Raw genomic sequence first — 18,526 nt, 5'->3', positions numbered from 1 at the left:
AGCTAACGAAAGTAATGTTTACTCATAAATAATGTAAAATAATAATATGTAATTTAAACAATTCTTGCACTTACAAGTATAATTCAGCAATAATTAAAATAGATTAGGAAGATTAAATTATGCCAAAACCATACAGTGAGGACTTACGAAGAAAAGTAATAGAAGTTTATGAAAGTAAAAACATGAAAATTAAAGAAATTTGTAAAGTGTTCAATATCACTAGAAAGACTTTATTTTTATGAAGAAAAAGAAAGCAAAAAACCGGAAATATAAAACCAATTTTGAATTATCAAAAAGGACATAGCCACAAAATAAAGGATTTAGATGAATTAAAAAATTATTTAGCAGAAAATAAAGATGTTACAGTTCAAAAAGTAATTGAAAAATTTGGTGATATGACAAAAGAAACAGTTTATAACTATTTCAAAAAACTAAATTATACATATAAAAAAAACTTTTCTATATGAACAAAGAGATAAAAATAAACAAGAAGATTTTTTAAAAGAAATAGCGAAAATAATGAATGAAGATTTGGTATATATTGATGAATCTGGAATTGATGATAATGAATTTTATAAATATGGTTGGTCTGAAAAAGGTAAAAGATTATTTGATAATAAACCTGCATATAAAATAAAGAGAATGAGTATAATTGGTGCACTAAATAAAGGTAAATTAAAAGCTCTATGAGCATTTGAAGGACATTGCAATAGTAAAATTTTTGAATCATATGTTAAAAATATACTAATTCCAGTATTAAAGTGTGGACAAATTATAGTTTTAGATAATGCGACGTTTCATAAATCTAAAGCAACAAAACAATTAATTGAAAATGCTGGATGCAAACTATTATTTCTTCCACCATATTCTCCTAATTTAAATCCAATTGAACATTTTTGATTTGCTATAAAACATAATATAAGAAAAATATTACCAAATTATTGACCAAATATTAAAAACGCGATTGATTTTGTTTTTCAAGATATGAGTAAACATTACTTTAGTTAGCTATATATTTAAATTACAACATATACCTATATGAATATATTGTAATAATTTACATTTTTTTGTGATTTACAATTCACAAATTAATATATTTATTGTACAATTATCTAGTTACTAGTGCGGTCATTAGTCTGGTTGGTACTAGTAACGATTTTATTTAATTTAAAGATTATAATTGCAATCTTAAATTAAATATGATAAATTTAAATTATAAAATTGAATAGTAAATATAGGTACAACCAGACTAAAATATGACCTATCTAATTTTTTTTATCTTTATTTTAAATAAATAATATTTAAAAATAAACGAGTTGTAACCTATGCTGTTACAATTTTTTATTTCTAAATTTTATTTGAAAGGAAGATATTTTTATGAATAAAGAATATTTAAAAATTATTAAAGATGAATTTATGTATGGAGTAGAAGAGCCTTGATGTAATAACAAAGGAGTTGCTATTTTACCCTATGTTTTAAAAAATAACGAATATCATTATTTATTAACTAAAGAATATAACCCATTATTTAACAATAAACAGATTAGCAAATACAGTACTATCACTGGTGGACTAGAAAATAATAACCATTATCAAACAGTTATTAATGAGATGATTGAAGAAACTGGTATCAATGTTAAAAACAAAAAAGTAAATATTAACTACTTAGGTAAACATTATGCAAATAAGTCGAGTACAAAATTGTGATTTTTCTATGGTATAGATTTAACAAATCTAAATTTAGATCTAACTGCTACTTACAAAGGTACTGGTGATAATACCATTGGTGAAAAAGAAATTAGTGCAAGATTTGTTAATTCAAAGCAATTAAATAAATCTAATGACGCTTTAAGTCTAGCTACACATAGCAAATTAACTTTAAAAAATCTTATTAGCTTTGATAACAGCATAAATCAGAAATTAGATATGATTTTACAAATTTTAAATGAACAAAAAAGTAGTAATAATAATTCTGATCAAAGTTCATGAAAAGATTAGGAGTTGAAAAAATATGCAATTAACAAATAAAGAACAAAAACTTCTATCCACGTATCAAAATTGATTAAAGAAAAATAATTTAAGTGGTAATTGTAATGCTTATTTTATTTCTAAAACTTCAATGTTGGTGTTTCAAGTGTGAAATTTAGAAAAAATTATAAGCGAAACAATTTGACTAAAAACAGATAAAGAAAAATGACAGTTTTATATTAAAAATTTAGGTGAAAAATTTAATAAATATTTTTCTTTAAAAGAAATTTTAGAAATTGAAAAAGATTTTGTAATAAAAACTTTTAAAGAAAAGTCAAGTTTGTAAACAACATGTAACAATGTATAATAATATAGTGTTTGAATAATTAAAAGCGTTGAATTTAAGAATATGAATACAAAACCATTCATATTCTTAACATCACTAAAAATAGCAAATATGAGCCAAATAAAGGTATATACCTAAAAAGGAGTAAAAGAAAAAATGGCAGCAGAAGTATTTTTTGAACCAGAAAATGAAGAGTTTAACCTTTATATTGATAATAAAGAAGTCAAGCGTGGTGGTAAATTTAAAAAAATTAAGTGAAAAAATGAACAATTAGAATTATTCAAAAGATTTAAAGAAATTAAACAAAATATTTGAATTCAAATATATGATGTTTATTTAGATAAATCAGAAAATGTTATTGGTCTTGGTTTTAGAATTACTCCTGAAGCCAGTTTTTATCATGAATATCCAGACATAGATTTTGATATAAATGGTTTCATTCTTGGTGATTTAGAAGAAGAATTAAAAGATATAAAAGCTAGTAGTCAAAAATGATACAAATTAGTTAATAATTTTTATAAAGTTTTAATAAATTTACAAAAAGAACAAAAAGTAATGGTTAATAACAAATCAAAAATACATTAAAAGGAGAATAAAAAAAATGAACAAAGTTATATTAATAGGCAGACTTGCTCGTGATTTAAAATTATATAAAACTCAAAGTGAAAAACCTTTTACTTTTTTTACTATTGCAGTTAATAATATTTCAAATCAAGCTGATTTTATTTCATGTGTTGCTTGAAATAAAGTTGCTGAAAAAATGTGTGAATATTTAGGAAAAGGGTCTTTGATTTCGATATCAGGAAGACTGTCAGTAAGAAAAATAATCAATCAAGATAGAAAAGAACAATATATTACTGAAGTAGTTGCAGAAAATGTTACTTTTTTAGATTATCGTAAGAAAGAAAATAATTTAAATAATTCTAATATAGATAATTCACTAATAGAAACTGATAAGAAAATTGATTTAGATAGCGCTTTTAAAAATGTTAATTACACTTTAAATAATTCAGGCATTGAAAATTTATATGAAAATAACGATTTGGATTTTAATGAAGAAGTTATTGTTTGAGATAATTAATTGTGTTAAATAATTATAAATTAAAGGAGAACAAATAAAATGAAATACTTATTAAGTATGCTTGCAGTTTCTACTTTGGTAGGTATCTATGTTAAAATTTCATAGCTGTGTTGTTTAGAGTAAGCTTCAATGATGTTGATTTGATTTTCGATTCAATTGACAAGTGTTTGTGAATTTGTAATTCAGTGAATTTTACCACCATCAACAAGTCATTGACGTATATTAATTAATTTTGTTTTAAAGCGTTCTGGTGATTTTCTAGTTAATTCAAGTTCTATATAAATTTCAGTATTATCATTTTTAGTAATAATTAAATCAGGATAAGCATTAAGATTTCCATTTTCTATTTTTAGTTCACGTTCAGTTTTATAAGAAAGTATGTCAGTTTGTTTACAAAGTCATTTAATCATTAAGTCTTGGTGAGCAAGTTGGTTTAAATTTAGTTTTGATTTGTTATTTTCTTTTCCTAAATGGCTTTGTGCTTTACTTGTTAAAGTAAAATAATTTTTCTTTGGTAATGTATCTATATTAAGCATTTTTAATTTTAATAGCTTCTTTTTTTGAGTTTCAATTGTTTGAATATTTTTATTTAATAACAAAGCAATTTGTTCTGCATTTAAATATCCCCAACGGTTTATAATAAATAGTATTTTTTCTAATTCACCCATTGTTTTGTACTCCTTTTAGATAAATGACTTTATTTGGCTCATATTTGCTGTTTTTAGCGATGTTTTGATTTTGCAATATTTTTTTCTTTATTCTTGTAATCATTTTCTATATTCAGGAATTTTAAAATTCTTATTGCTAAATTGTAAAGGTAAGTGCAACTAAATTATTTTTCTATCCAAATATTCGATTGGTGAAAGATAGTTTAGTATTTTTCTTGGTCTTTGGTTTAAAGAAAATATAAATTTATGAACTTCATTTTTAGTAGTTTTTGAAAAATTAAATTTTTTAGGAAATTTTTCTCTAATTAAACCATTAGTATTTTCATTAGTACCTCTTTGTCAAGGTGAATATGGATTGGCAAAATAAATTTTCACATCTAAATTTTTTTCAAGTTGTTGTCAATTAGCAAATTCTTTACCACGATCAAAAGTAATGGTTTTAACAATATTTTTAGGAAGAATTGATAAATAATGGCTAATATTTTTGTTAATAACTTTAGTAGTTCTGTTTTTAACTAATATTGCTAAAGTAAATCGCGATACTCTTTCAACTAAAGTTATTAAACATGATTTACTTTTGCCTCGTGATGATACTATAGTATCTCCTTCTCAATGACCAAGTGTTATACGATCATTAATATTAAGATCTCTTTCTTTAATTGATTTGCCATTGAATTTGCCACGATTTTCTTGAGATTTGCGTTTTTTGCCTTTTCTTCTTAAATTTTTACTAGTAACTTGATCAAGCAATCCAGAATAAATTCAATTGTAAATTGTTTTAAAACTAATAACTCATTGTTTATGAAAATTTTTAATTCTGCCATAAATTTATTCAGGTGATCAGCCTAATAATAGTTTTTGTTGCACATATTTTACTAAATCTTTATTTTTAAACTTATGAAAAAAAATATGTGATTGTTTTCTATTTTCAGCTTTATTTTGTGCAATCAATGAAAAATAATTACTATTATCTTGATTTCTATTAATTTCTCGAATAATAGTACTAATACTTCTGTTAAGATTTTTAGCTATTTCACTAATTTTAACTTTAAATTTTAATTGATTCTCAATATAAATTCTTTCATCTATGCCAATATGTTTATAACTCATATAAAAACTCCTTACTTTTTTTATAAAATAAATTTAGCATTATGAAATTTTTATATGAGAATTTTTTTGCAATTTTATTTACTTGCACTTACAAGTATAATTCAGCTTTGATATTTAATTTGTTAATTATTAATGCTATTTGTTTAATTTTATCCATTAATAAAAATCCTTTCAGGTCAAAATTAGTGTTCATTATATAACACAATTGTTTTTAGAATACATTCAGATTTTTTAAATTAATGGTCTAGTAAAAAGGGCTAAGTGGCAAGTGGCCCATCCACATTAGTATGATTAGCAATTGGTAAATGTTGTTCATGATTTATAAGATTGGTAATATTTTTATCTCATTGCGTTGTGTTTTGTCATTCATTCTTTTCTTTTAAATTATTTATATCAAAAATTTCTCTTCTTTTTCTATAATTAGGAATTGCAATTTGAGTTTCAACTTCCTCATTATTATATAATCTAATACCATTTCCAATTTTTATATGACAATCAAAATTTGCATAACTTGTTCATCATTCACAATTTTGTAATGCATATACTTTTAAAAAATAATTTTCATTTTCTCAATATCAAGTAAGACCAAATCTTTGATTAACTGTAATTTTAGCGAGTCCACTTTCATCATCGAATGATTGTAAATATTGTTCTTTGTTTTTTGGAAGCTCACCTTTTGTATTTTCAATAATATCATGAAATTTATTATTTTTGTCTTGTAATTTTTGTTTAATAGTTGTTCCTTTTAATTTATGAACAGTTCCTCAATTTGCGTTACAATTATTTGTATAAACTCAATCTCCTCAATTTACCATTGTTCCTCAACAATTATTATCAATATCGCCCAAAAATTCTATTTTTTCATAGTTTAAAGAAGAAATTGAACCTAAATTTAAAATTTGATATTCTGTTTTGTTAACATTATTTAATGTTGGAGTAAGTGTATATATTTGATTTTCTTTATTTTTATAATAATATATTTTTAATTCTTTGTTTAAATCACAACTTTCCATAATTGTTTTTTCATAACTTCAATCTTTAAATTTTAAATTATATATTTCACATTTTTCATTAGTTACATAAGCACTATTCTCATTATTAATGATAATATTTTTTACATTATTTATAGTTGACATTCTTTTTATAACATTACCATTTTGATTAATTGTATAAAAACCGCTATCTGTTCCAATAAACAAATCACCTTTTTTAATTGATCAATTTTTAATACTATCATTTTCTATAATTTTTATTGTATTTACTTTTCCCTGAATTTTGTCAATTTCTGGTTTTAACTCACAAAATTTTTGATGTCAAAAATTTTTATTTATTTTTCGCGGTTGTCTTCTAACACAATTATTTAAATTTTGGTTTAAATTTATTGCAAAAAAATATAATAAAATCCTAGTATTAATTACTTCAAAAAGATTTGTCATTTCATTTGTTGATATAGGAAAAGTTCAATCAGCAAATTCATCATCGCTTCTTCGAAGTAGTTCTGCTCAGTCTCTAATTCTATCTATTATGTTTTGAAAATTACTATTTTCATGGTTCAAAAGTCTTGTTTCACTACCTCAACTAATTAACATATTATAAATACGGTTTTGGTGGTTAAATCCTATAGTAATATATCTTTCACTATCACTTAAATTTTCTCTTATTATAGACCTAATTTGACTAAATCTCATTGCTTCTGAAGTTACTAAAATAACATTACATAAAGATCTAGCTAAGTTACCTAATGATGGTTCTAGATTAGCGTTTATATTTTCAGTTAATCTATAAAAAGAATTATAAATGTCTTGTCAAGTAATATTAGTATTTTGAGTTGGCATCATATATAGCTAACGAAAGTAATGTTTACTCATAAATAATGTAAAATAATAATATGTAATTTAAACAATTCTTGCACTTACAAGTATAATTCAGCAATAATTAAAATAGATTAGGAAGATTAAATTATGCCAAAACCATACAGTGAGGACTTACGAAGAAAAGTAATAGAAGTTTATGAAAGTAAAAACATGAAAATTAAAGAAATTTGTAAAGTGTTCAATATCACTAGAAAGACTTTATTTTTATGAAGAAAAAGAAAGCAAAAAACCGGAAATATAAAACCAATTTTGAATTATCAAAAAGGACATAGCCACAAAATAAAGGATTTAGATGAATTAAAAAATTATTTAGCAGAAAATAAAGATGTTACAGTTCAAAAAGTAATTGAAAAATTTGGTGATATGACAAAAGAAACAGTTTATAACTATTTCAAAAAACTAAATTATACATATAAAAAAAACTTTTCTATATGAACAAAGAGATAAAAATAAACAAGAAGATTTTTTAAAAGAAATAGCGAAAATAATGAATGAAGATTTGGTATATATTGATGAATCTGGAATTGATGATAATGAATTTTATAAATATGGTTGGTCTGAAAAAGGTAAAAGATTATTTGATAATAAACCTGCATATAAAATAAAGAGAATGAGTATAATTGGTGCACTAAATAAAGGTAAATTAAAAGCTCTATGAGCATTTGAAGGACATTGCAATAGTAAAATTTTTGAATCATATGTTAAAAATATACTAATTCCAGTATTAAAGTGTGGACAAATTATAGTTTTAGATAATGCGACGTTTCATAAATCTAAAGCAACAAAACAATTAATTGAAAATGCTGGATGCAAACTATTATTTCTTCCACCATATTCTCCTAATTTAAATCCAATTGAACATTTTTGATTTGCTATAAAACATAATATAAGAAAAATATTACCAAATTATTGACCAAATATTAAAAACGCGATTGATTTTGTTTTTCAAGATATGAGTAAACATTACTTTAGTTAGCTATATCTATAATCAGGGCCAATATTATTAAGTCTAATATTATCAAATCCAATCATTTGAGTAAAATGAGGAACTAAACCTTGTCGAACATTTAGTGGTTGTCTACTTTGATTAATATTATCAAAATTAAAATAATAATAATTATAAGTACGTGTACTAGAATCTTGAAATGTGAATCCTTCTAAATATAAATTATCTGTTCTTAAGATTAATTCTATACTTGAAGATATCATTCTAGTTATCACAAGATTTACTCTAAGTCTAATATAACCATAGTCCGAATTTCGGTTTAAAATTAAAATTTGTTGGTGATTTTGTTGTCGATTTGGATCTGCTAGTACAATTATTAGTATATTTTTTTCTATTAATTCATCAATGATTTGTTGAAAACTATTTTCATATTCAGAAAAATCACTTGAAATTCTTAATTCATTAATTGGTATATAATAATTATCTTTTTTTGGAATTGGTTGTCTTTTATGTCTATTTCTGCTTTTTTCATGATAATGCTTATGAGTTCTTATTTCTAGTTCTTGACTTCCTAGTGAATATAAATATGTTTGATAAAATGGGTCAATATTTTGACTTGTTTGACTTAAATTATATGGTTGATAATTAGTAGTTGAGTTTGTAAAACTTATTTCTTGGTTTATTGATTCTAAATTTGTAGTATTTTTGTTAACTCAATCTTTAATCTTTTGATTATTATCAATTGACTTAGCATTAATACCTTTTGTTTTATCATTAAATAATGGTGCAGATAATACTCATAATTTAAATCAATAACTTGGATTAAAATATTTCATAATCATTGTTCTCCTTTGAAAGTAAATATTTTTATATTTACTTTCAAAACAAAGCAATCAGTTTAAAAATTTATAAATTTTTTATTTTATCAATCTTTAACCATCTGTTAAGATTTTAAAACTTTATAAAAAAAATACAACAAAAAGCTTTGGCAAAAAATAAGACTATTCGGTCTTATTTTTTATATATAGCTAACGAAAGTAATGTTTACCCATAAATAATGTAAAATAATAATATGTAATTTAAACAATTCTTGCACTTACAAGTATAATTCAGCAATAATTAAAATAGATTAGGAAGATTAAATTATGCCAAAACCATACAGTGAGGACTTACGAAGAAAAGTAATAGAAGTTTATGAAAGTAAAAACATGAAAATTAAAGAAATTTGTAAAGTGTTCAATATCACTAGAAAGACTTTATTTTTATGAAGAAAAAGAAAGCAAAAAACCGGAAATATAAAACCAATTTTGAATTATCAAAAAGGACATAGCCACAAAATAAAGGATTTAGATGAATTAAAAAATTATTTAGCAGAAAATAAAGATGTTACAGTTCAAAAAGTAATTGAAAAATTTGGTGATATGACAAAAGAAACAGTTTATAACTATTTCAAAAAACTAAATTATACATATAAAAAAAACTTTTCTATATGAACAAAGAGATAAAAATAAACAAGAAGATTTTTTAAAAGAAATAGCGAAAATAATGAATGAAGATTTGGTATATATTGATGAATCTGGAATTGATGATAATGAATTTTATAAATATGGTTGGTCTGAAAAAGGTAAAAGATTATTTGATAATAAACCTGCATATAAAATAAAGAGAATGAGTATAATTGGTGCACTAAATAAAGGTAAATTAAAAGCTCTATGAGCATTTGAAGGACATTGCAATAGTAAAATTTTTGAATCATATGTTAAAAATATACTAATTCCAGTATTAAAGTGTGGACAAATTATAGTTTTAGATAATGCGACGTTTCATAAATCTAAAGCAACAAAACAATTAATTGAAAATGCTGGATGCAAACGGTAATGTTTAGTAATCTGTGTAACTTACAAAAATAACTATGTTTAATTAGTTCTAGTAAATATAATTAATTTTCTAGAAAGAGTGAGTTACAGATGGCTAAAAAGCAAAATATTAATAACAATGATCCAATATCACAAGCAGTAGATTTATTATTAGAAAATACTGAAGATTTAACAACAGTTTTTAAAGAGGGAGGATTATATAAAGAATTAACAAAAAGATTAGTAGAAAAAATGTTGAATTCTGAGATGCAAAATTATTTAGGATATGATAAGAATCAACATAGTAATAGTGACAATGCTCGTAATGGTATAAGTTCAAAAAAATTAATAACCCAACAAGGTAAAATTGAAATTGATGTACCAAGAGATCGTAATAGTAATTTTAATCCTGTAATAGTTGCAAAAAGACAAAGAAGATTTGATGGTTTTGATCAACAAGTTCTTTCTTTATATGCAAAAGGTATGACATTATCAGATATTAGAATGCAATTACAAGAGTTATATCATGGTGCTGATATTAGTGAAAGTGTTATTAGTCAAATTACTGATGATGTTATTGATGACGTCAAAGCATGGCAAAATCGACCATTAGATAGTGTTTATCCGATTGTTTATTTTGATTGTATAGTAGTTAAAGTACGACAAGATAAACGGATTATTAATAAATCAGTTTATATAGCTTTAGGAGTTGATTTAGAAGGTAAAAAAGATGTTTTAGGTTTATGAATTAGTGAAAATGAAGGTTCTAAATTTTGATTAGCCAATTTCACAGAAATGAAAAATCGTGGCTTAAATGATATTCTGATTGCTTGTAGTGATAATTTAACAGGCATGTCAGAAGCAATACAATCAGTTTATCCTAAAACCGAACATCAATTATGCATCGTTCATCAAATTAGAAATAGTTTGAAATATGTCTCATATAAGCATAGAAAATCTCTAGTTGCAGATTTAAAACCAATTTATACTGCATGTAGTGAAGAACAAGCAATGCAAGCTTTAGAATCATTTGAAAATAAATGAACTAAACAATATCCACAAATTGCTAAATCTTGATATAAAAATTGAGATAATTTAATGGTTTTTATTAGTTATCCTGCAGAAATAAAAAGGGTAATTTATACCACAAATGCTATTGAATCTGTTAATAGTCAATTACGAAAAGTCATCAGAAATAAAAAAGTTTTTCCTAACGATATGTCAGTTTTTAAAATATTTTATTTAGCAATTGACAATATAACAAAAAAATGAACAATGCCCATTCAAAATTGAAATACAGCAATTGCTCATTTTATGATAAAATTTGAAGACAGAATTAATCTGAATTAGTAACTTTGTAAAACAAAGAAACACAGATTATTAAAAAGCCTCATGCAAACTATTATTTCTTCCACCATATTCTCCTAATTTAAATCCAATTGAACATTTTTGATTTGCTATAAAACATAATATAAGAAAAATATTACCAAATTATTGACCAAATATTAAAAACGCGATTGATTTTGTTTTTCAAGATATGAGTAAACATTAGTTTAGTTAGCTATACTTCGCTCATATTATCACTACCGTATTGACTGGTTGTTTCACTATTAATTGAAAATCTATTATCATTTATTAATCTTGAAACTTCATTTGTAAATGCTGTTTCTTGCATTTCTTCAATATGATTAGTAGTTTCCATAGGTAGTAAATTATGAATAATTTCAGAAGCACCAGCAACTATTGTTGGCACTGCATAAGCATTATTAAAATCATTATTTATACCCATTGCTACACCACTTGAAATTAAACATCCACCAGTAGCCATATTACAAATCTTTCTTATTGCTTCAAATTTATTAGGTATTAATTCAGTTAATCCACTAATAAGATTTGAAATACCATAAGCATTTAAACTAATATATGTATCTCAATCCATTAGTGATTGATTTTCTTGTTTATTTAATAATAATCATGGTGGACCTTCTGTTGTAGTTGTAGTAGTTATTGGAGTTGGTGTTGTTGGAATAATAGGATTAATATTATTTTCTGTTCATTTACTATAATTGGCTAATCCAATTGTTCCTAAACCTAGTAATATTTTTTTAGAACCTGTTTAGAATCTTTTTAATAAAATTGAAATAAAGGAAAGAACAACCATTTGTAAACTAGTATTTAGTTTTCTTTCACAATTTTTTCATAATCTTCTGCATTTTTCTAATCATGCAAAGCTTCGTTCTACAACTCATCTTTTTGGTAGTACTACAAAAGAATGTAATTCATTACGTTTTACAACTTCAACATTTGCATTTATGATTGTTTTGATTGCAGAAGCAAATTTTTCACCAGTATAGCCAGCATCTACTATTATTTTTTGAACTGTAGAAAGATTTTCTTTTTCACTTTTAATCATTATGATAGCACTATTACGATCTGTTTTTTCTGCTGTAGTTATGTAAATTGCATGTGGTAAACCTTGCGTATCAACTGCAATATGACGTTTTATTCCTGAAATCTTTTTACCAGCATCATAACCTTTATTTTCAGTAGTATCTGTATTTTTAACACTTTGCGAATCAATTATACAAAAACTAGTTTTTTCTTTTCGATGATTCTTAATACGAATCTTTTTAACTAATTTTTTTTAAAATTAATTGCAATACACTAGGTTCTTTATCATTGTTTTTACTTCAAATTTGGAAATAATAATATACAGTTTGTCATTTTGGAAAATTTTTTGGTAACATTCTTCATTGACAACCACTTTTTAATACATATAAAACTGCACAAAACACTTCATATAAATCTAAATTTCTTGGTTTTGTTTTCTTTTTGCTGTTTTCTAAAGTTGATTTTATGTTCTCAAATTGTTCTTTAGTAACATGACTTGGATAATTTTTATGCATATATACCTCTTATTTTAAAATATATAGTAATTTTACATTATTTTCTAAAAGATTCTAAACAGGTTCTTAGAACTATTAATTAATTTAGTTTTAGTATTTGGTCTTTGATTTAAATTTCATATATCTAAACCTAATTTTTTACCAAATAATAAACTATTAATTGAACCTAATACTGGATTACCTATTACTTGACCATAATAAGCACTTGTACCAATCATTGCACAAATTGGACTTATTCCAGTTCTAATTAATTTAGTTAAAGTATAATTATTTGTTTCCATGTTTATTCTCCTTTTATTTCTAATAATTTTTCTAAAACATAATTAGTTTTATCAAAATCTCTAATAAGTCATTTTTTTGTTTCTGAATGATTATTAGTACAAATAATTAATCTTTCTATCATATTAATTAATTCTTTTTTATCTGCTTTATCAAAAATGACTTGTAAAATTTCATCTAACATAATTTAATCTCCTTTATTTGCTTTTAACATTTCTCTTACAATATCTAATAAAGTATTTACTTGATAAGCATATAATTCAAATTCATGAATTCTAATTTTAATTTTTTCTTTATAATCCATTTTATTCTCCTTTAATTTTCTAATTTTTTAATGGTTACTTTAATTCAACCTTGATAAACATCATTATCACCAACTATTAATGCAACATTACCTTCCGGGTCAGAAACAATTATGTGTTTTGATTTAACATTTGGGTATTGTCTTAAAATAATTGCTCTAATATCATTACTTGTATGAATTGCTTTGGGAAATGGTGATAATATTTCAATTTCATCTTTATTTTCAAACAAAGTAGGTAATATTATCATTAGTCAAATTCTCCATATTCTAATTCTTCATTTCATTCACCTTCTTCAGCAAAACAATCAGTACATATATTATCATCATATTTTTGTGTATATCATGAATTACTAAATTGATAATCACATCTTTTACAATATTCAATTAATTTTTCTTTATATTCATTAATATATTTTTGAGCCATTTTTCTTCTTATTTTTTCAACTTTAATCATATGTTCTTCACAAAAATATCTTATTTGAACATTATCTTTATCTAATTTTGTTGATAAATTAGTACAATTTGTTATATGTTTACCTAGAGTATTAACTTCACTAAAACAACATGGTATTTGTTCTTTATTCATTATTATCAACTCAACTTTCATTTAATCATAAAAATATTTCATGTAAAACTAATATTGAATCTGCTTTATCTTTATACTTAAACATTAAATCTGTTATATATTTACGTAATACACTTTTATTAACTCTATTTTCTTTTTTCATTATCTAATACCCTTTCTATGTTCTCTTACATGTTCAATATTTTCTTCATCACCAATCATTATTTCTCCACAAAAAACACATTTATACTTTGTTCAATATCCCATTATTTATTCTCCTTAATTTCAATTTGATTAGCAATTTCATTTAATATTTTTAATACTTTATATTCATTTTTTAAATCTTTAATTATATAAATTAAAAATATTATTAATGTTATACTGGTTATTAATATTGGTACTATTAATAAAATTTTTCATAATATCATTTTTTACTCTTTTCATTTTTTAAATCATTTAACATTAATTGAACAAAATGCACGATTTATATTCATATTTCAATTATTAAAGATTTCACCAGTTACTAAAATTTCATCATTTTTGTTTAATAAAATACATCGATTATAAAGTTTTGGGTTGTTAAAAATTAAAGTAACATAGTTTAATCCATTTCATTGACCACGAACACTATAATATAATCCTTTATTACCTTTTTCGTAATATTTTGCTTCAATAGTGTTACTAAGTTTTACTGTTAATTTGACATAATTGGCTTTCTCTTTCATTTTTATAATTCCTTAAATAATATTGAATATGTTTATATGCATCTTGTTCATGTTTTGTAAATTTTATATTTCCTTTATAATTTTCTATTTTGGTTTTATTTTTTGGTTCACTTTCTAAATAATCTCATTCCATAATATCTTCTGCTAATACCATTAAAGCACCAATAATTTTAGGAGTTGCTAATGGATTAGTTAATAATTGTTTTGAATTTAAAAAGAAATTTTCTACAATAACTAGTATTTTTTTATTATTAGAATGTTTTTTAATTAATAAAAAGTATTCTTTATACAAATTTTTGCTTTCTAAAACAGTTTTTGTTTTAAATGTTTCATTAAAGATAATATTATTCATTTCATTTGAATATATAACGATTCCATTACTACCAATACCAGCAGGGTCAATACCAATAATTAAGTCATATTGCATTAATTAAGTTAACCTCTAATAACTGTTTTAATAATTTCTAAATCACAATTACATCAACAATATTTACATTCTTCAATAAATTCTTTATGACCACAAACTAAATTATCTTTTTGTAAACTATCAATAAGTTTAATTAATCCTACTCTATATTCAATATCATCACTATCCGTTATGCAAATCGTTCCTCTTTTAGTTAAATATTCTTTATCCATACTTATACCTCCTACTTAACCTAATATTTAAAATACAGTCATAACAAATTGCTTTATTATTTTTGTCTCTTAAAAAGTTTTGTCTTGTTTTTATATCATTAGTATTAAAGAATAAATAATCTAATTTATGTTGTTTACATGTTCAACAAAAATACTTTTTCATAATAGTTCTTTCTAATATATTCTTTATGCTACAAGCAACAGAATATATATTTTTATTTTTATATTATTAATACTATTAGTTTTATTCATTCCAGCAATTCTGGGCTCAAAAATAAATTGTGAAATTTTAAAAAACATTGAGGCATTCGATTCAATATTTATTTAATTTGTGTTAAACAAATTAATATTTTAATTGAACCGGCACCGCTCAATTTTTTTTACAAGTTTGAAATTTATTTTCTCGCCCAAAAAAATTTTCAAAAAAAAATAAAAAATAAAACCAACACTTGCTCACTGGGGAGTGGCAAGGTTGGTTAAATAAAGAATAGAATTAATACAATAGGTCCCTACAACAGGTCTATATATACTAGTTTCCAATTCGCTCCCACCCCAAGAATTACCATTAAATGGTTAGTATATTTTATTAGGTATCACTCCACTTTTTATTTATCCATGCAAGTCCACATGCTCTAGCTACTATTTTTAACAACTGTGTTGTAGTTCACTTTTTTAGTTCCCTAACACGTGTTGATAATAGCGTTAAAGAGGTTTATTAAAAATTTTAAAATTTTACAATTACAAAAAAAAGACAAGATTTTTATTCTCGTCTTTTGTCATTTATTTTTAATTCAAGGGTAAAAAAAGAAAGGAGCTATTTTTAAAACTTTTTAGTTACCGACATCTTCGACACGCTCCCAAATAATTTTAGCAATACCATTAGCACTATACTTAATACCATCTCTTTCGTAAGAAAAACCATTATTAAAAATAATGGTGTTCATTCCCAATTCTTTATAATTAATAGTATATTCGGTTATTAACTCTGCAAAAATATTCTCATTACCTACTCAATCAGCGCTAAATTCTAGATTTTTATTAACAGTAATAATAAGAGCATTTGTTATTTTTTTACTTCATTGTAAAAATAGTTCTCATTGTTCAAGAATAACAAAAACTATTTCATCAATCAAAGTATATGGCATTGAAGATTCTTCTGCTAAAGCTGAAATTTTAGAAACAATATTACTACTTAAAAAATTAGATAATAATCTTACCTTATCACTTATTTGTAAATTTTTATTTTTCTTGTAAATTTTAATAATACGTTTACATGTACTTTTTTTCAAAACTAATTTAGCAGTACCGCGACGTTGATTTGAAAAATATACAAATGCTAGTAAATTATAACCGAATCTCTTTGTCATTATAATTCCCCTGACTATCTTAAATTATAAATTAAAAACTATTTTACTTTAAATTAATATAGTTTAATTATAACAGAACTAGAAAATTTAATAAACATATAAGTTTATTTCAAAAAAATTAAATTAAAAATCTCAATAAGATTTGTCCATAATTATTAAGAAAAGCAATAATAAAAAATAAATAGTAAAAATAAATAGTATTATTTCATATTTTTAGATATAATTATTCTAATTTAATAAATGTATATACCTAATATAGCTATTTTTCTATATTAGGATTTTTATTAAATTAAATATCCAAATAAAAAAGGAAAAATAAAATGTTAAAAAAAATATATAAAGAAATATTTTCAACTATGTTAGTAATTGATAATAAAGATAATAAATTTTGTTTTAAAATAAATATAATTAAAACTTCTAATAAAATTAGAGAAAAATACAATATTAAAAAAGAAATAATCAATGACTTATTGGTAATGTTTAGTAATCTGTGTAACTTACAAAAATAACTATGTTTAATTAGTTCTAGTAAATATAATTAATTTTCTAGAAAGAGTGAGTTACAGATGGCTAAAAAGCAAAATATTAATAACAATGATCCAATATCACAAGCAGTAGATTTATTATTAGAAAATACTGAAGATTTAACAACAGTTTTTAAAGAGGGAGGATTATATAAAGAATTAACAAAAAGATTAGTAGAAAAAATGTTGAATTCTGAGATGCAAAATTATTTAGGATATGATAAGAATCAACATAGTAATAGTGACAATGCTCGTAATGGTATAAGTTCAAAAAAATTAATAACCCAACAAGGTAAAATTGAAATTGATGTACCAAGAGATCGTAATAGTAATTTTAATCCTGTAATAGTTGCAAAAAGACAAAGAAGATTTGATGGTTTTGATCAACAAGTTCTTTCTTTATATGCAAAAGGTATGACATTATCAGATATTAGAATGCAATTACAAGAGTTATATCATGGTGCTGATATTAGTGAAAGTGTTATTAGTTAAATTACTGATGATGTTATTGATGACGTCAAAGCATGGCAAAATCGACCATTAGATAGTGTTTATCCGATTGTTTATTTTGATTGTATAGTAGTTAAAGTACGACAAGATAAACGGATTATTAATAAATCAGTTTATATAGCTTTAGGAGTTGATTTAGAAGGTAAAAAAGATGTTTTAGGTTTATGAATTAGTGAAAATGAAGGTTCTAAATTTTGATTAGCCAATTTCATAGAAATGAAAAATCGTGGCTTAAATGATATTCTGATTGCTTGTAGTGATAATTTAACAGGCATGTCAGAAGCAATACAATCAGTTTATCCTAAAACCGAACATCAATTATGCATCGTTCATCAAATTAGAAATAGTTTGAAATATGTCTCATATAAGCATAGAAAATCTCTAGTTGCAGATTTAAAACCAATTTATACTGCATGTAGTGAAGAACAAGCAATGCAAGCTTTAGAATCATTTGAAAATAAATGAACTAAACAATATCCACAAATTGCTAAATCTTGATATAAAAATTGAGATAATTTAATGGTTTTTATTAGTTATCCTGCAGAAATAAAAAGGGTAATTTATACCACAAATGCTATTGAATCTGTTAATAGTCAATTACGAAAAGTCATCAGAAATAAAAAAGTTTTTCCTAACGATATGTCAGTTTTTAAAATATTTTATTTAGCAATTGACAATATAACAAAAAAATGAACAATGCCCATTCAAAATTGAAATACAGCAATTGCTCATTTTATGATAAAATTTGAAGACAGAATTAATCTGAATTAGTAACTTTGTAAAACAAAGAAACACAGATTATTAAAAAGCCTCGACTTATTATTACCATATAAAAATGTTACTAGTTATTCTACTGAA

The 18,526-nt window shown here is 23.4% G+C and carries 29 protein-coding genes and 1 pseudogene; 13 read left to right on the top strand and 17 right to left on the bottom strand.

Translation table 4 applies throughout. The annotated features are described in order from the left end of the window. The first annotated feature begins 119 nt into the window (after positions 1-119). The 6 genes from AACL11_RS07455 (at position 120) to AACL11_RS07430 (ending at position 3,395) form a co-directional block, all read left to right on the top strand. Positions 120-479: a helix-turn-helix domain-containing protein gene (locus tag AACL11_RS07455; protein ID WP_338973555.1), complete on the top strand. Its 360-nt coding sequence runs from the start codon at positions 120-122 to the stop codon at positions 477-479. Further along, a complete protein-coding gene (locus tag AACL11_RS07450; RefSeq protein ID WP_338988471.1) occupies positions 436-1,008 on the top strand; it encodes an IS630 family transposase in 573 nt (190 codons plus the stop codon). Before AACL11_RS07455 ends, AACL11_RS07450 begins: the two co-directional genes overlap by 44 nt. A 369-nt stretch (positions 1,009-1,377) precedes the next feature. Next, positions 1,378-1,998: a hypothetical protein gene (locus AACL11_RS07445; protein ID WP_338987157.1), complete on the top strand. Its 621-nt coding sequence runs from the start codon at positions 1,378-1,380 to the stop codon at positions 1,996-1,998. Positions 1,999-2,011: 13 nt separating this feature from the next. Next, entirely contained in the window at positions 2,012-2,314 is a 303-nt protein-coding gene (locus tag AACL11_RS07440) for a hypothetical protein (RefSeq protein ID WP_338987155.1), read from the top strand. Positions 2,315-2,470: 156 nt separating this feature from the next. Continuing rightward, complete coding sequence (locus tag AACL11_RS07435) at positions 2,471-2,899, top strand: hypothetical protein (RefSeq protein WP_338987152.1); 429 nt, start codon at positions 2,471-2,473, stop codon at positions 2,897-2,899. A 16-nt stretch (positions 2,900-2,915) separates the two neighbouring features. Next, positions 2,916-3,395 carry a single-stranded DNA-binding protein gene (locus tag AACL11_RS07430; RefSeq protein WP_338987149.1) on the top strand — a complete coding sequence of 160 codons (480 nt, stop codon included), beginning with the start codon at positions 2,916-2,918 and terminating at the stop codon, positions 3,393-3,395. 86 nt (positions 3,396-3,481) lie between these two features. Here AACL11_RS07430 and AACL11_RS07425 read toward each other — a convergent pair whose 3' ends face one another. From AACL11_RS07425 to AACL11_RS07410, 4 genes are all read right to left on the bottom strand, one after another. Beyond that, positions 3,482-4,063: a hypothetical protein gene (locus AACL11_RS07425; protein ID WP_338987147.1), complete on the bottom strand. Its 582-nt coding sequence runs from the start codon at positions 4,061-4,063 to the stop codon at positions 3,482-3,484. A 159-nt stretch (positions 4,064-4,222) separates the two neighbouring features. Then, positions 4,223-4,837 carry an IS30 family transposase gene (locus tag AACL11_RS07420; RefSeq protein WP_338988503.1) on the bottom strand — a complete coding sequence of 205 codons (615 nt, stop codon included), beginning with the start codon at positions 4,835-4,837 and terminating at the stop codon, positions 4,223-4,225. 54 nt (positions 4,838-4,891) lie between these two features. Then, on the bottom strand, positions 4,892-5,173 hold the full coding sequence (locus AACL11_RS07415) for a helix-turn-helix domain-containing protein (protein ID WP_338987145.1): 282 nt from the start codon (positions 5,171-5,173) through the stop codon (positions 4,892-4,894). 257 nt (positions 5,174-5,430) lie between these two features. Continuing rightward, the gene (locus tag AACL11_RS07410; protein WP_338987142.1) at positions 5,431-7,011 is read right to left on the bottom strand and encodes a hypothetical protein; all 1,581 of its coding nucleotides are present in this window, start codon (positions 7,009-7,011) and stop codon (positions 5,431-5,433) included. 123 nt (positions 7,012-7,134) lie between these two features. Between AACL11_RS07410 and AACL11_RS07405 the strand changes: the two genes are divergently transcribed. Together AACL11_RS07405 and AACL11_RS07400 are read left to right on the top strand one after the other, a co-directional pair. Beyond that, positions 7,135-7,494: a helix-turn-helix domain-containing protein gene (locus AACL11_RS07405; RefSeq protein WP_338973555.1), complete on the top strand. Its 360-nt coding sequence runs from the start codon at positions 7,135-7,137 to the stop codon at positions 7,492-7,494. After that, a complete protein-coding gene (locus tag AACL11_RS07400) occupies positions 7,451-8,023 on the top strand; it encodes an IS630 family transposase (protein WP_338988471.1) in 573 nt (190 codons plus the stop codon). Before AACL11_RS07405 ends, AACL11_RS07400 begins: the two co-directional genes overlap by 44 nt. On the opposite strand, the gene AACL11_RS07395 is transcribed toward AACL11_RS07400, so the two are convergent. Then, positions 8,020-8,829 carry a hypothetical protein gene (locus tag AACL11_RS07395; RefSeq protein WP_338987140.1) on the bottom strand — a complete coding sequence of 270 codons (810 nt, stop codon included), beginning with the start codon at positions 8,827-8,829 and terminating at the stop codon, positions 8,020-8,022. The genes AACL11_RS07400 and AACL11_RS07395 overlap by 4 nt on opposite strands. Positions 8,830-9,138: 309 nt before the next feature. Here AACL11_RS07395 and AACL11_RS07390 point away from each other — a divergent pair, with 309 nt between their 5' ends. The 3 genes from AACL11_RS07390 (at position 9,139) to AACL11_RS07380 (ending at position 11,199) form a co-directional block, all read left to right on the top strand. Then, positions 9,139-9,498, top strand: coding sequence for a helix-turn-helix domain-containing protein (locus tag AACL11_RS07390; protein ID WP_338973555.1), 360 nt, complete (start codon positions 9,139-9,141; stop codon positions 9,496-9,498). Between the two features lie 40 nt (positions 9,499-9,538). Then, the gene (locus AACL11_RS07385) at positions 9,539-9,871 is read left to right on the top strand and encodes a transposase (protein ID WP_338987137.1); all 333 of its coding nucleotides are present in this window, start codon (positions 9,539-9,541) and stop codon (positions 9,869-9,871) included. An 89-nt stretch (positions 9,872-9,960) separates the two neighbouring features. Next, complete coding sequence (locus AACL11_RS07380; protein WP_338986680.1) at positions 9,961-11,199, top strand: IS256 family transposase; 1,239 nt, start codon at positions 9,961-9,963, stop codon at positions 11,197-11,199. Positions 11,200-11,410: 211 nt separating this feature from the next. On the opposite strand, the gene AACL11_RS07375 is transcribed toward AACL11_RS07380, so the two are convergent. The 12 genes from AACL11_RS07375 to AACL11_RS07320 form a co-directional block, all read right to left on the bottom strand. Next, positions 11,411-11,788: a hypothetical protein gene (locus tag AACL11_RS07375; protein WP_338987135.1), complete on the bottom strand. Its 378-nt coding sequence runs from the start codon at positions 11,786-11,788 to the stop codon at positions 11,411-11,413. Positions 11,789-11,965: 177 nt separating this feature from the next. After that, positions 11,966-12,755, bottom strand: a protein-coding gene (locus AACL11_RS07370) for an IS5 family transposase (RefSeq protein WP_281747819.1) whose coding sequence is annotated in 2 segments (ribosomal slippage) — positions 11,966-12,493 and positions 12,495-12,755 — 789 coding nt in all. Because the reading frame shifts where the segments join, the coding sequence is not laid out codon by codon here. 44 nt (positions 12,756-12,799) lie between these two features. Next, entirely contained in the window at positions 12,800-13,036 is a 237-nt protein-coding gene (locus tag AACL11_RS07365; RefSeq protein WP_338987132.1) for a hypothetical protein, read from the bottom strand. 2 nt (positions 13,037-13,038) lie between these two features. Next, entirely contained in the window at positions 13,039-13,218 is a 180-nt protein-coding gene (locus AACL11_RS07360; protein WP_338987130.1) for a hypothetical protein, read from the bottom strand. Between the two features lie 131 nt (positions 13,219-13,349). Beyond that, on the bottom strand, positions 13,350-13,586 hold the full coding sequence (locus tag AACL11_RS07355) for a hypothetical protein (protein ID WP_338987129.1): 237 nt from the start codon (positions 13,584-13,586) through the stop codon (positions 13,350-13,352). Beyond that, a complete protein-coding gene (locus tag AACL11_RS07350; protein WP_338987128.1) occupies positions 13,586-13,924 on the bottom strand; it encodes a hypothetical protein in 339 nt (112 codons plus the stop codon). The genes AACL11_RS07355 and AACL11_RS07350 overlap by 1 nt, the downstream gene beginning before the upstream one ends. Further along, entirely contained in the window at positions 13,917-14,066 is a 150-nt protein-coding gene (locus tag AACL11_RS07345) for a hypothetical protein (RefSeq protein ID WP_338987125.1), read from the bottom strand. Before AACL11_RS07345 ends, AACL11_RS07350 begins: the two co-directional genes overlap by 8 nt. Before the next feature lie 103 nt (positions 14,067-14,169). Further along, complete coding sequence (locus AACL11_RS07340; protein WP_338987123.1) at positions 14,170-14,331, bottom strand: hypothetical protein; 162 nt, start codon at positions 14,329-14,331, stop codon at positions 14,170-14,172. Between the two features lie 3 nt (positions 14,332-14,334). Continuing rightward, on the bottom strand, positions 14,335-14,628 hold the full coding sequence (locus AACL11_RS07335) for a hypothetical protein (RefSeq protein WP_338987120.1): 294 nt from the start codon (positions 14,626-14,628) through the stop codon (positions 14,335-14,337). Next, positions 14,585-15,055: a hypothetical protein gene (locus AACL11_RS07330; protein WP_338987118.1), complete on the bottom strand. Its 471-nt coding sequence runs from the start codon at positions 15,053-15,055 to the stop codon at positions 14,585-14,587. The genes AACL11_RS07335 and AACL11_RS07330 overlap by 44 nt, the downstream gene beginning before the upstream one ends. Before the next feature lie 8 nt (positions 15,056-15,063). After that, positions 15,064-15,267 (bottom strand): hypothetical protein, encoded by a 204-nt coding sequence (locus tag AACL11_RS07325; RefSeq protein ID WP_286641513.1) that lies wholly within the window; start codon positions 15,265-15,267, stop codon positions 15,064-15,066. 830 nt (positions 15,268-16,097) lie between these two features. Continuing rightward, complete coding sequence (locus AACL11_RS07320) at positions 16,098-16,634, bottom strand: hypothetical protein (protein ID WP_338987113.1); 537 nt, start codon at positions 16,632-16,634, stop codon at positions 16,098-16,100. A 320-nt stretch (positions 16,635-16,954) separates the two neighbouring features. Between AACL11_RS07320 and AACL11_RS07315 the strand changes: the two genes are divergently transcribed. After that, the gene (locus AACL11_RS07315) at positions 16,955-17,143 is read left to right on the top strand and encodes a hypothetical protein (protein ID WP_338987112.1); all 189 of its coding nucleotides are present in this window, start codon (positions 16,955-16,957) and stop codon (positions 17,141-17,143) included. Positions 17,144-17,200: 57 nt separating this feature from the next. After that, positions 17,201-18,439 (top strand): annotated as a pseudogene (locus tag AACL11_RS07310) (IS256 family transposase). The last annotated feature ends 87 nt before the right edge of the window (positions 18,440-18,526 follow it).

This window comes from Spiroplasma endosymbiont of Dasysyrphus albostriatus, assembly GCF_964019495.1.
Classification (GTDB): domain Bacteria; phylum Bacillota_I; class Bacilli_A; order Mycoplasmatales; family VBWQ01; genus Spiroplasma_E.
The sequence above is the reverse complement of the archived record's forward strand: the minus strand, read 5'-3'. Positions and strand labels throughout refer to the sequence as shown.